General features: G+C 40.5%; 7 protein-coding genes and 4 pseudogenes. 1 reads left to right on the top strand and 10 read right to left on the bottom strand.

Annotation, left to right across the window (positions count from 1 at the left end; translation table 11 throughout):
- Positions 1–10: 10 nt before the first annotated feature.
- From hisB to NXX38_RS15645, 7 genes and pseudogenes are all read right to left on the bottom strand, one after another.
- Complete coding sequence (gene hisB, locus NXX38_RS15675) at positions 11–1,135, bottom strand: bifunctional histidinol-phosphatase/imidazoleglycerol-phosphate dehydratase HisB (RefSeq protein ID WP_195649043.1); 1,125 nt, start codon at positions 1,133–1,135, stop codon at positions 11–13.
- A 3-nt stretch (positions 1,136–1,138) separates the two neighbouring features.
- Positions 1,139–2,179 (bottom strand): histidinol-phosphate transaminase, encoded by a 1,041-nt coding sequence (hisC, locus tag NXX38_RS15670; RefSeq protein WP_195649042.1) that lies wholly within the window; start codon positions 2,177–2,179, stop codon positions 1,139–1,141.
- A 103-nt stretch (positions 2,180–2,282) separates the two neighbouring features.
- Complete coding sequence (hisD, locus tag NXX38_RS15665; RefSeq protein ID WP_258980110.1) at positions 2,283–3,566, bottom strand: histidinol dehydrogenase; 1,284 nt, start codon at positions 3,564–3,566, stop codon at positions 2,283–2,285.
- 100 nt (positions 3,567–3,666) lie between these two features.
- Positions 3,667–4,517: pseudogene (hisG, locus tag NXX38_RS15660) on the bottom strand (ATP phosphoribosyltransferase).
- A gap of 260 nt (positions 4,518–4,777) precedes the next feature.
- Positions 4,778–5,269 carry a PaaI family thioesterase gene (locus tag NXX38_RS15655; RefSeq protein WP_004296910.1) on the bottom strand — a complete coding sequence of 164 codons (492 nt, stop codon included), beginning with the start codon at positions 5,267–5,269 and terminating at the stop codon, positions 4,778–4,780.
- A 74-nt stretch (positions 5,270–5,343) separates the two neighbouring features.
- Positions 5,344–7,249 (bottom strand): annotated as a pseudogene (locus NXX38_RS15650) (fimbrillin family protein).
- A gap of 306 nt (positions 7,250–7,555) precedes the next feature.
- Positions 7,556–8,211: pseudogene (locus tag NXX38_RS15645) on the bottom strand (DUF2490 domain-containing protein).
- Between the two features lie 154 nt (positions 8,212–8,365).
- Here NXX38_RS15645 and NXX38_RS15640 point away from each other — a divergent pair.
- Positions 8,366–9,931: an ATP-binding protein gene (locus tag NXX38_RS15640; protein WP_234132011.1), complete on the top strand. Its 1,566-nt coding sequence runs from the start codon at positions 8,366–8,368 to the stop codon at positions 9,929–9,931.
- 150 nt (positions 9,932–10,081) lie between these two features.
- On the opposite strand, the pseudogene NXX38_RS26945 reads toward NXX38_RS15640, so the two are convergent.
- The 3 genes and pseudogenes from NXX38_RS26945 to NXX38_RS15620 form a co-directional block, all read right to left on the bottom strand.
- Positions 10,082–11,300, bottom strand: a pseudogene (locus tag NXX38_RS26945) (MFS transporter).
- Between the two features lie 171 nt (positions 11,301–11,471).
- The gene (locus NXX38_RS15625; protein ID WP_217721512.1) at positions 11,472–12,371 is read right to left on the bottom strand and encodes a glycerophosphodiester phosphodiesterase family protein; all 900 of its coding nucleotides are present in this window, start codon (positions 12,369–12,371) and stop codon (positions 11,472–11,474) included.
- 20 nt (positions 12,372–12,391) lie between these two features.
- On the bottom strand, positions 12,392–13,450 hold the full coding sequence (locus tag NXX38_RS15620; RefSeq protein WP_258980106.1) for an MBL fold metallo-hydrolase: 1,059 nt from the start codon (positions 13,448–13,450) through the stop codon (positions 12,392–12,394).

Below are 13,450 nucleotides of genomic sequence, written 5' to 3'. Positions count from 1 at the left end.
CATTAGAAAATTACAGAACCCCTTTACTGGATGGAAGTTCAAAATGATAGATATCACGTTTCAATGCCATCTTTAGTGCACGTGCAAGAGCTTTAAAAATTCCTTCTATTTTATGATGTTCATTCTGTCCTTCGGCTTTGATGTTCAAATTCATCTTCGCTGCATCGCTTAACGATTTAAAGAAATGAAGAAACATTTCTGTTGGCATCTCTCCTATTTTCTCTCGCTTGAATTCAGCATCCCAAACCAGCCAAGGACGACCGCCGAAGTCCAGACAAACCTGACAAAGACAATCATCCATCGGCAAGGCATAGCCATAACGTTCAATCCCTCGTTTGCTACCTAAAGCCTGATAGATACATTCGCCCAATGCAATAGCGGTATCTTCGATCGTGTGATGTTCATCTACTTCCAAATCTCCTTTTACACGGATGGTCAAGTCCATGCCGGAGTGTTTTCCAATCTGCTCAAGCATGTGATCGAAAAAGCCAAGACCGGTAGAAATGTCACAAGTTCCATTTCCATCCAGATTCAAAGCAACATAAATATCTGTTTCTTTTGTAGTACGGCGTACTTCCGCTTTCCGTTCTCCGGCAAAAAGGAATTCAGTTATCCGGTCCCAGTCAGTAGTTGCAAGGGCACAGACTTCTTCTAATCCTTTTTCTTTCAGAGCTTCGGTTGAGTCTTGCAAATAAATTGCCCGGCAACCCAGATTTTTGGCAAGTTCCACATCCGTAGGACGATCACCTATCACAAAACTTCCGGCAAGATCATAATCGGGACTATTCAAATACTTCGTCAACATTCCCGTACGTGGCTTGCGGGTAGGCGCATTGTCTTCAGGGAAGCTACGGTCTATCAGAATTTCATCAAAAGTAATCCCCTCTCCTGCCAATGTTTTAAGCATCAGATTATGAGCAGGCCAAAATGTCTCTTCCGGAAAAGAGGATGTACCCAATCCATCCTGATTGGTGACCATCACAAATTCAAAGTCAAGTTTACTACGGATGAAACCCAAGTTACGGAATACCTTCGGATAGAATTCCAGTTTTTCCAATGAGTCGAGCTGATAATCAACGGGAGGTTCGATTACCAACGTACCATCTCTATCGATAAATAATACTTTCTTCTTCATAAATTATCCTTGATAGTTTTTAAGGGCAGCCAATAGGGTATTATTTTCTACACGGGTACCGACAGTCACACGCAAACAGTTGCAACAAAGTGAAATGTTATGGCGATTACGCACAATGATTCCTTCACCGACCAAATAGTTGTAGATTTTCACAGCATCTGTCACTTTAGCCAAAAAGAAGTTAGCATCAGAAGGAAACAGTTTGATAGTACATGGGAGTTTTTCAAATTCCGCTTCCAGATAATCACGCTCTTCTTTCAACGTTTTCACCCAACGTTCTATCTCATAGTGCTTATGCAACATAGAAATAGCTTGTTGTTGAGTCAACTGATTGACATTATAGGGATATTTGATTTTGCTAAGGATATCTATAATTTCTTTGGAAGCAAAAGCCATTCCCAGACGGATAGCAGCACATCCCCAAGCCTTGGAGAATGTTTGGAATACGACAAGGTTGGGATATTTATCCAGCTCTTCGAGGAAAGACGGAGCTTGGGAAAAATCATTGTATGCCTCATCCAGCATCACTAATCCTTCGAACTGGCAAAGTACCTTTTCAATTTCGGAACGGAGCAAATCATTTCCTGTCGGGTTGTTAGGCGAGCAAAGGAAAATCAATTTAGTGTGTTCGTCGGTAGCCTCCAGCAGTTTATCGGCAGAGAACTGGAAGTCATCATCCAGCAATACTTTCCGATATTCCACATCGTTCACATCGGCACAAACCTGATACATACCATAAGTAGGATCGATGGCTACGACATTATCTTTTCCCGGTTCGCAGAATGCACGAAAAACCAAGTCGATGGCTTCATCGCTACCGTTTCCAAGAAAAATATGCTCGGGGGATACTTTTTTGATTTTCGACAACAGCGTCTTCAGTTCACACTGCATAGGATCCGGATAGCGGTTATGAGGTGTATTGTAGGGGTTCTCGTTCGCATCCAGGAAAACAGAGGCTGTAACTCCTTTATATTCATCTCGTGCCGAAGAATAGGGTTTTAATTTCCAGATATTCGGCCGGGTTAGTTCTTGTAACGTTTTCATCTTCATTTATTATTTATTGAAACGCAGATTAACGCAGACAGACGCAGATTAAATTTTCCTTTGCGAAAATTCGCGTAAATCTGCGTTTCATATTAATTAATTATTAAGCTAAGCTTTTCAGACGAACTGTGACAGCATTTTTATGTGCATCCAGCTGTTCATTAGCGGCCATTTCTTCTATAGCAGGGCCAATCGCTTTTATTCCTTCCGGGAGAATTTCCTGAAATGTAATCTTACGGATAAAACTATCCAGACTTACACCGCTATAGGCTTTGGCATAACCGTTGGTCGGCAGAGTGTGATTCGTTCCGGAAGCATAGTCGCCGGCACTCTCGGGAGTTAACGAACCTAAAAAGACAGAACCTGCATTTATCACACGTTCGGCCACTTCCATATAGTTTTCCGTTTCTATGATTAGATGTTCCGGAGCATACGCGTTAGTCAGTTCCAATGCTTCATCAAGATCCTTCACTAGAATCAATTTACTATTCTCCAGTGATTTCGCTGCAATTTCACGACGGGGAAGTTCTGCTAATTGACGCTCTACTTCTGCCATCACCTCTGTTTGAAGTTTCTCGGAAGTGGTAATCAATATAGCCTGGCTATCTATTCCGTGTTCTGCCTGTGACAAAAGATCTGCTGCCACAAAAACCGGATTGGCAGATGCGTCAGCCAGTACTTCCACTTCAGAAGGACCGGCAGGCATATCGATAGCTACATCACGTAGGCTCACCAATTGTTTGGCAGCTGTCACATATTGATTGCCGGGACCAAATATCTTATATACTTTAGGTACACTCTCCGTTCCATAAGCCATAGCAGCAATCGCTTGCACCCCACCAGCCTTGAATATTTTGCTGACACCTGCCAGTTGCGCGGCAAAAAGGATAGCCGGATGAATATCCCCATTTTTGTCGGGAGGAGTGCAAAGAACGATTTCCTTGCATCCTGCAATTTTAGCCGGAACAGCCAACATTAATACAGTCGAGAAAAGCGGTGCTGTTCCACCCGGAATATACAACCCGACCTTTTCGATTCCTACAGATTTTTGCCAGCAAGTTACCCCATTCATTGTCTCTACCTTCTTCCCGACAAAACGCTGGGAAGAGTGGAATGTTTCAATGTTTTGTTTAGCTAAAGAAATGGCAGCTTTCAGTTCATCGCTTACCAATGATTCGGCTACCTGTATTTCTTCAGAAGTGACAGCAAGTGCAGACAAGGTCACTTTATCAAAAACAGCCTCATATTCCAATACTGCTTTGTCGCCTTCTGTCTTTACCTTATTTATAATAGAACGAACAGTATCGAACAAACTTTCCGTATTTAGTGCCGGACGTTTCAAAAGTTCCGTCCATTGCTCTTTTGAGGGATATTTAATCAATTTCATGGTTCATATTTTATTAGGCACGGATTTCACGGATTACGCGGTATCTAAGATTAGTGACTACATTATCTGTGTAATCCGTGTAATCCATGCCTATATCTATTTATACAATCATCTTTTCAATCGGCAGTACCAAAATACCTTCCGCTCCCAGTCCTTTCAGTTTTCCGATGATTTCCCAAAAACGTTTTTCATCAAGTACTGTATGAACAGAACACCAGCCTTCCTGTGCCAATGGCATCACTGTAGGACTCTTCATACCCGGCAATACAGCAATGATTTCTTCCAGTTTGTCTTTGGGAGCATTCATCAATACATATTTTTTATCTTCGGCTGTTTTTACTGCGTTCATACGGAACAACAGTTCTTCAAGCACTTCTTTTTCTCGTCGCTCATGTTCTTGTTGCCAATCAACAATGCTTCCGACTTCATTACAACTTCCACTTCTTTCAAACGATTGCTGACCAAAGTAGAACCGGAACTTACAATATCAAAAATGGCATCAGCCAATCCAATACCCGGAGATACCTCCACCGAACCGGTTATCACATGTATTTCGGCATTTACATTATTTTTTTTCAGGAAGTTACGAAGAATCACCGGATAAGAGGTAGCAATCTTCTTGCCTTCAAACCATGACAGACCGGGATATTCAATATCTTTCGGCATAGCCAGTGACAGACGACATTTGCTGAATCCGAGACGTTTGACAATTTCAGCATCTTCCTCCTTTTCCATAAACTCATTCTCACCCACAATTCCCAAATCAGCTACCCCGGTAGCTACCGTCTGCGGAATATCATCATCACGAAGAAATAGAACTTCGATAGGAAAGTTAGAAGACTGTACCAACAAGGTACGTTTAGTAGTGCTTAACTTGATATCTGACTCTTCTAAAAGTGCCATTGTCTCTTCGAAGAGACGCCCTTTGGCTTGTACTGCGATTCTTAACATGACTTTATTTAATTACTAATTTATTAATTACAAATACAATCTGCGTTGAAAAACAAAAAAAGGCTTACCGTATTCGGTAAGCCTTCGTTATCGTTTATATAGTTATACACAATATCATCCACGCCCACCGATTATTCGTTAGGAAAATGATGATGATGATGTGTAGCTGTATATTTCATATTTCTTCTATTAACTGCGACAAAAGTAAAGTATTTGTTTGATACTACCAAACATTTATCACAAAAACTTGAGTTTTTATTTCAAATTAATGGTAATATCTCCTCCGATTCTACATCGCATTTCGAAAAATGCATTTCATCTTTCGACTTTTCTTTCGAGAAAGTAAAGTAAGTACAAACTGATTCTGTACAGACTTCTCCATCCTTATTATATAACTTTGCTTCAACAATAACGATGTTCCGCTTTACCTCTTTAATAGACGCACGCAGTACTATATGAGAATCCTTAGTATCAATCGATTTCCGGTAACGAGTTTCCATCTTCGACGTCACTCCCGTGGTTTGTAGTTTACGAAGTATAACCCAGGCACAGATTTCATCCATCAAGACAGCTTGAATACCGCCATGCAAGGTATCAATCCAGCCTTGATATTCGGGACGTGGTTTCCAAATGCTGACCACTTCGTCACCATCTTCGTAAAATTCCATTTTTAATCCGGCTTCATTATTGGAAGCACAACCAAAGCAGTTGTACCCCTCCAAACCCTTCCAAGGGTTTATTATCTTCTTCATAATTCTCTCTTTTTAGTTAGTTTTACTTCCCAAATATAAGCAATTTATGGAAAAGAGAAACCTTTTTCGCCGATTTACTTTCTTATGCAACGAATGGCAAAGGCTTTTGTATCAACGCCTGCGTTAGATTCTTCAATAATATCCGTATCGCTTTTCAGATAGAAAACCTTGGTGTCGATAGCGGCATTTGCATTATCCAGTGTCCAATATGCCAGATGTTTTTTCTCGTAATCAGTTTGAAAAGCCCCCACATACATTCCTACAGGTATTCCATTAAAACCGGATAAATTAGTTGCAGGCTGTACCTGTTCTCCCGCTTTCAAAGGTAACCAAGTACCTGATTTCAGCAAAGAAGCCTCTCCATTCAGATAGTCTTTTAAAATGTTCCAGTCTTTCCAATCCGGTATACTCCAATGAATAGGTAGAATTTTATTAGAAAGTGCAACATTAGCTGTATAAAAATAGTGTTCCGTAGCAGATTGCAGATATCCGAGAACATTCGCTGTCACTGCATCCAGTCTGGGAAGTGCTTCACCGTCGACATACGAAGATACCTCCAGATTATCCCGCATCCAATATTGAGTTCCGATCTTCACTAACGGATAATTATGAATGATTCCTCCACGTACATCACGAGCGATATCTTCCAATGCCAAAACAGATAGTATGTCATCTGCCGTTGTAACGGATAAAGAAACGGTTCCGTCTGCCATCACATATACATTATTACGAATCGGCAAAGTTCCGTCAACATAGACCAACGAGTGATCTTCCATATTCCATGATACACTTCCTCCATTCACTTTTCCGGTTTTTCCTAGCAACTGTGCCACAACGCCTTGAGATAAGTCCACACTACCATTTTCTCCCATCGGATAGGCAACGATTGCCTGCGAAGAAAATTCCGGAGTAACAAGATACTCCTTACATATTTCGGCTACTTGCTTTCCCGAATGTAACACTTTATACACATTCGACTTTTGAAAAGTCAACTTCGAGACATCTATGTATTTATGAAGCGTGACCGATTCAGTATGATCTATTTCGGTTCCATCCCAATCTCCGATTTCCCCATTCACTTTGCTCATTAATACATCTTCGGCTGATACAAACTTTATTTCCAATTCGCGCTGCTTTCCACTTTTTAATTGTAGAGTAGATGGTAATAGACTTGTATATAACTTTCCTGCAGCTTCCAACGTTATGTATTGGTATCCCAGAGTCGCCTCCTGCGGTATCAGAATAAATTCCTTTCCTATCAGTCGACCGTCTTCTATCCCCCCATTCTCCTGCAGGAATAATATCCTTCTCTTCGGAATAACCAGAGAAAGTTTTTTTCTGAAAATCATAACTTGTTTCAGTATAAAAGCCACTCACCGAAAGTGTAGGCTTAATGGATAACATATCTTCCAAATTCTCTTCCTCTCCAGGAACAAGAACAATTTTCAGACGAAAAAACTGATGATTATAGGTTAGAGTGACCGCCTCCTTACTGGCTGATACATCTTCTTTAGAAGCAATCAGGAAATCAGAATGTGAATAATCATCAGGAATATTTTGAGTCGTTGAAACCGCTACCTGCATGATACTCTCCCCTATCCCCACTCCACTCTTTTGGTAAGGATAATAACTGATTAAATCCAATGTAACTCCATCATCCGGATAGTATACCGACTCGTTAGATTCAAACTCACCATTGGATGAACGTATGAAATGAAGATTATCCACATAACGTTCTTCTTGCATTGTAGTAGTTCCGGCAAGAGCGAACAGACCGACTTCATCCCCTTCGGCAAAGTTATTATTTGCCATACGGGTATCAACCGACTCACGAATATCAGCGATAAACTTCAATGGAATATCTCCATCATTAACAATATCCCCCTCTTCCTCCGAAATATGGTTCACACAAGCACCAAGCAAGATAGAACAAAAAACAAGTAAACCCACGCCCCTTTGTAGGTTATAAAATAGTTTCATCACATTTATTTTTTAATTTCCCAATAGAAACTTTTGATTGAACAGAAAGAATGGCATAAGAGGAAGTATTCGCTTTCAGTTATGGGATACTGAACAACACGTCTGTTGTACTGTGGAATCATCAATTTCAAGATATCATTTTGATGTCTTGAAAACAAAAGTATATAATTATATTAAACCGAAGTATAGTTTCTATAGGAAAATTTCACATTTCAAATTAAAACACAAATAACCAATAAGTTATAAATAACCAGTCAGAGATCAAGGATTAAGCTCTCACATTATTATATTAAGAGCCTACCAATTTCAGAAAGAATACCCCACTTCTATTCCGGCAATGTGTCTGCCTTGTGAAGATGCATATTGATAACAATAGAATGCATCCAACGACCAACGCTTGGCCAAAGCTATTTCCACTCCGGGACGATAGCGCATACGATCGGCTCTCCAAAAGAAGCATCATCCAGACTCTGATAGATTTCAACAGAGAAATAGGGAGAAACAATTCCTTTTGTAGGAGCATAAGACAATTTCAAGCGGGAACGCAAACGAGTTTCAGAATTTCCACGATCAAAAGTCTGCTGAAATCTTTCCCTTACAGCTACTTTCAGCCATTGATAGCGAAAACTGGCAGTGGTAGTTATATAATAACGATGTCTGAACTTCCAATCCGAATCACCCAGATTCAGAAGATGGGTTTCATAGCCAACACCCAGATTCAGAAACGAATAAGGCCGGTAACTTCCACCAACAATAAGCCCCCAACGATCCAACTTTCTCACATCATCTTTCATGCGCAATTCCAAATCACCTGAAACTGAAAACCGGGAATCTATCTTATGATTTACCTTGAATTTAGTCCATGTATTGAAATCATCACTTTGTGCCCATGCAGAAAATGATATTCCAAACAACAGCACAAATAATAGCCAAGTCTTAGTATTTAATATTATTCTACTCATTGATTTTCGGGTTAAAGTAGCAAAGATAGTAAATTATTCTACGCAAAGAAAAATCATGATACTGAAAAGATTCTGAAAAGATTATATTCGTATTCTGTCTAAATTCTCATTTGCATATTGTATCTTTGCGTAAGAAACTCTAAAATCATCGGATATGGACAACTTGATGCGTAAACTTCCTATTGGAATACAGACATTCGAAGGGATACGGAAGGATAATTATCTTTATGTGGATAAAACAGCACTTGTATGGCGTATGGCTAACCTAGGAAAGCCATATTTTCTAAGCAGGCCACGTCGCTTTGGTAAAAGCTTATTAATTTCTACATTCGATGCTTATTTTCAAGGAAAAAAAGAACTATTCAATGGTTTGGCTATTGAACAACTGGAGACGAAATGGGAACAGCATCCGGTTTTACATCTTGATCTGAATGCCAAAAAATATGAAACGGCAGCAGATTTAATTGCAATGCTAAACCAATATTTAGAAAAATGGGAAGCTATTTATGGTGATGAGAAAAAAGACCGTAGCCCTGAGGAGCGCTTTAGTTATGTAATCGAACAAGCTTCCTTGAAAACAGGAAAAGGTGTCGTCGTATTGGTAGACGAATATGACAAACCTCTTTTGCAGGCTATTACCCGTCCGAAATTGTTCGAAGAATATCGTCAGACATTGAAAGCCTTTTATGGAGTATTGAAAAGTGCTGACGCATATCTCCGTTTTGTTTTCCTGACCGGAGTTACGAAGTTCTCACAAGTCAGCGTATTCAGTGACTTGAATCAGTTGAATGACATTAGTCTGGACTATTCTTACGCCACGCTTTGCGGTATCACCCGCGAAGAACTAAAAAGTACTTTCAAGCCCGAAATTGAAACTTTCGGCCGCAAAAATCATCAGACTTCAGAAGAGGTAGTTACAGCAATGGAATGCAACTATGACGGTTATCATTTTCATCCGGATGGTGCAGGAGTATTCAATCCGTTCAGTGTGTTGAATGCTTTCAGCAAATTGGAGTTGGGTAGCTATTGGTTCCAGACTGGCACACCGACATTTTTGGTTGAACTACTGCAAAAAAGTGAGTATGATTTACGTACTTTATTAAATGGCATAGAAGCACCTGCATCTTCTTTTGCTGAATACAGAATGGATGCAAATAATCCCGTACCGCTGATTTATCAAAGTGGATATCTGACTATTAAGGATTACGACAGACGGTTTAATAATTATTTACTTGATTTTCCTAACGATGAGGTACGTTACGGATTCATTAACTTTCTTGTGCCATTCTACACTCCGATGAAGAACAATGATCAGGGATTTTATATTGGAAAATTCATTGATGAATTGGAGAAAGGTGATTACGAATCTTTCCTCACTCGTCTGGAGGCTTTCTTTGCCGATATTCCGTATGAATTGAATGACCAGACTGAACGTCATTATCAGGTTATCTTCTATCTCGTATTCAAACTGATGGGACAATTCACGGAAGCAGAAGTACGCAGCGCCCGTGGACGTGCCGATGCTGTAGTTAAAACACCGAAATATGTCTATGTGTTTGAGTTCAAATTAAATGGAACCGCAGAAGAAGCAATGAAACAGATTGATGAGAAAGGATATCTGATTCCTTATCAGAAAGACCACCGGGAAATAGTGAAAATTGGTGTGGAATTTAGTGCGGAAACCCGTAATATCAATCGTTGGCTGGCAGAAACGACATAAATATGATAAAAACATTTCGGGAAGAATCGTAGTTACGAACTTCCCGAAATAAAAACCGATACCATTGAAAATAAACATTTGTCATCCTCTTTTGGAAACAAGTTTTTTCAATCTAACCTAATATACCTGATATATCTAACATACCTGAAACTAATCAGCCTCTTTTGATTTTGCATTCCAAACCAATAATGCAAAGAGTACTGACAGCAGAGCTGCACCAATCCAGAACCAATTGATGTATGTGAAATCATAAACATCGACTCCGTTCTGAACCGTCTTCTGACCATCTATCAGAATACCACTCATTACATCCTGTAATCCGGCTCCAATATAACTGGCAATACCCACCACTCCCAATGCTGCACCAGAAGCATTACGGGGAGCAATATCAACAGCCATCAGGCCACCTAGAAAACAGATGAGAACTCCGATACCCAAACCGAAAAGAACCATGGCAAGTACATCTATCCAGAAGTGTACACCCGGCACCAATAGGAACAGGCAAAGCGCAAAAACATTCATCAATCCGAATATCAGTGCGGGCACATTACGACGACCGCCAAACAGCTTATCAGAAATCACTCCCGAAAACATGGTACCGATAATTCCACAGACCGGACAGATAGAAATAATAAAACTGGCATCCAAGGTGGAATATCCTTTTTTGCGCTTCCAGATAAAAAACGCCCCAACTATTGATGGCATAACGGCTAATATACATAAAAGCACTCGAAAGAGCCAGTATCCAGATAGCAGGCATCAACAAGACCTGCCGCTGCGCCTTATTGAAATCAGCCGCTTCCGTAACGCTCATCTCCTTTTTCTCCTTGGGAATATTCACTGGCAGAAAGCCCTGACTTTCAGGAGTGTCATGAAAGAACTTCCAGACGATCAATGTACCAATCACCCCCACGATACCTGCCCCAAAGAAACCGTAACGCCAGCCCAGCACACTGACGATGGAGGCAATAATCAGAAAGGTCAACGCTTCACCGATGTTGTGGCTGGCAGACCAGAAGCCATAATAGGAACCCCGTTCCTTATCCGAGAACCAACGGGAAAGTCCCACTACACAAGAGGCGGCTCCCATAGACTGGAACCATCCGCTAATTCCCCAAAGTATAGCGAACAGAAGGAACGAATGGGTAAAACCTAAACAAAGGTTGACCAAAGCCGTGACCAGTAAACCGGTAGTCATAAAGCGATTGATATTGCTACGGTCGGCAAGGAAACCATTCGTGAATTTCCCAATGGCATAAGTAAAGAACAATACCGAACCGATAATTCCCAGTTCCGTTTCGGAAAAGATCCCTTCATCTACTATGGGCTTCTTCACGACATTCAGACTAAGGCGGCAAACATAGTACATACCGTAACCGAAAGTGGCTGAAAGGAAAGTAGACCATTTCAGGTATTTCAGACGACGGGCCTCGGAATGAAGATGCTGTGAGTCGGATGAAGACAAAGCTTCCCCGTTACAAGGTCTCGGTGAAGAGACCTTGTAAAAGTTTATAAGTTGTTTCAACATGAGAAAGTCTATTTAGTCGTGAAGCTTCTTTTTGCGCAGATACTCCAATAAGAGGGCAGGACGGTCAGTTTGAATTAATTTGGCTCCCTGATTAATGATCCATCCCCAGCTTTCATCCGGTTGATGAAGTTCTACTGCACGGTCGTCATCATGACCACCGCATAATTCAGGCCAAAGAGAATTTATGAACAACTTAGAACCTGTATCACGCACTTCTTTTATCAGATTAAGCACCTCCGGACTATCATTATCAAACACTAACTCATAAGCAGCAGGCTTCATGTGAGTCTGATAACTGTCAATAATAGCTTCGGCTCCTTTTTTATGCAACTGTACAATAGGCATAAAAATCACTTTGTCCAATACAGCACCGTTTTCGGCTTTCACCTGTTCATAAGGAAGACCGGCTTTGATAACACATTGGTCAACCGTTCCCGTCTTTTCAAGTATGATATAAGCTTCCTGAAAATAGTCATACCCCTTATCAATATTTACCATAATCTTACCTTTGCAGAGCAACATCACTTCTTCCAATGTAGGAATCTGATGTCTTGTCTTACAAGCCACTCCATTTTTAAGACGCATTGCTTTCAATTCAGCCAATGTATAATCTTCCACCAGTCCTTTTCCGGACATGGTACGATTGATCGTTTTATCATGCATCACTACTAAATGTCCGTCTTTGGTTCTTTTCAAATCGATCTCCACCATATCGACACCCATATCAATGCAATTCTGTATACCTTGCAATGAGTTTTCCGGGGCATTACGCCAGTCAGCCCGGTGGGATACAACCAATATTTTATCTGGATGATTTCCCAGCAGATTTTCTCTGATTTCAGCTATTCTATTTTGGGCAACAGCCAGTTGCACCAAACACAGAAGAAGTATGAAGTTACATATCCGTTTCATAAGTTCAAACATTAAGTATTTTAATTCAGTTTATTGTTTTTCCAGACCAGTTTTTCTCCCCACATTGGTACATAAGTCTGTTCACAGTTAATCTTCGAAGCCCGTTCGAGTGCCATATCCAATGACCATCTCGATTCATCAACACCTGCATGAGCCAGTTCCAAGATATGTGATAACAAGACATAATCCGGTTCCACCTGTCCCGCACCTGAACCCAGAATATTATTTTCGGTCAGAGCATTGGGAGCATAACGCGGTATCAAGACATTCACATGAGAAGCCAAATTCGTATATTGTTCCGGTTTATAGTTGGAGTCTCCTACATGCATAAAGACGAAGTTACCAGTATCTTCCCCGCAATCAATCGAAAATACAGTCACAAAATTAGATAAGCCGGAATTGTTGTGATCGGTGATACAAGTTTTAATCTTGAATTTTCCAATTTCATAATCTTTATCCCCCTTTGCAGTATAAGGATATGTCGTGTCTTTCAGATAGTTGGACAACACCGGTTTACCTAAATCAAACATAGCCTGAATAAGATCATTATTATAATGATCGGAGTGTTTGTGGGTAACACAGAGAAAATCAATATAAGGTGCCAGTTCTTTCGCCCAACGATGAGAAATGTCAATAGCAAAACATCCTGACGGAGTTTTTACCACATATCCCATATTATAGAGTAACCAGATCGCTGCCGTACCATTTTCTACTTTTGAGTTTTTAATTCCATCCATCACACGATCAAATGCACTCCGATAAAAATAGATAATCGGATCACACTTTTCCATACTCGTACTCGCCTGATCGAAGCCATTCAGATAACTGACGAAATAATCATCTTTACATTGATCCGCATATCCCTGAATCTTGGTCAAAGTAGTGGTACGTCCGGCATTGACAATCAAAGGAGAAGAACTCCACAACTGTTCCGCAGTGGCATCTACTTCCTCTGCCAATTGCGTAAGAATTCCTTCATGACCAGTTTCGGTACTGTTGTTGTCATCATCATCACAAGCAACAAAACCTATTGCCAAAAGGCAAAACAGTAAATATTGTATTTTCCTTATTATATCCAT

Source organism: Bacteroides sp. BFG-637 (genome assembly GCF_024793605.1).
In the GTDB taxonomy this organism is placed as follows: Bacteria; Bacteroidota; Bacteroidia; order Bacteroidales; family Bacteroidaceae; genus Bacteroides; species Bacteroides vicugnae.
This window is presented reverse-complemented; position numbering and strand designations above follow the sequence as displayed.

What these genes read in the sequence shown, in the direction of transcription:
- NXX38_RS15625 (WP_217721512.1), bottom strand. Translation starts at nt 12,371, where the DNA reads ATGAAACGGATATGTAACTTCATACTTCTTCTGTGTTTGGTGCAACTG.
- hisC (WP_195649042.1), bottom strand. Translation starts at nt 2,179, where the DNA reads ATGAAAACGTTACAAGAACTAACCCGGCCGAATATCTGGAAATTAAAA.
- NXX38_RS15655 (WP_004296910.1), bottom strand. Translation starts at nt 5,269, where the DNA reads ATGAAGAAGATAATAAACCCTTGGAAGGGTTTGGAGGGGTACAACTGC.
- NXX38_RS15640 (WP_234132011.1), top strand. Translation starts at nt 8,366, where the DNA reads ATGGACAACTTGATGCGTAAACTTCCTATTGGAATACAGACATTCGAA.
- hisD (WP_258980110.1), bottom strand. Translation starts at nt 3,566, where the DNA reads ATGAAATTGATTAAATATCCCTCAAAAGAGCAATGGACGGAACTTTTG.
- NXX38_RS15620 (WP_258980106.1), bottom strand. Translation starts at nt 13,450, where the DNA reads ATGGATATAATAAGGAAAATACAATATTTACTGTTTTGCCTTTTGGCA.
- hisB (WP_195649043.1), bottom strand. Translation starts at nt 1,135, where the DNA reads ATGAAGAAGAAAGTATTATTTATCGATAGAGATGGTACGTTGGTAATC.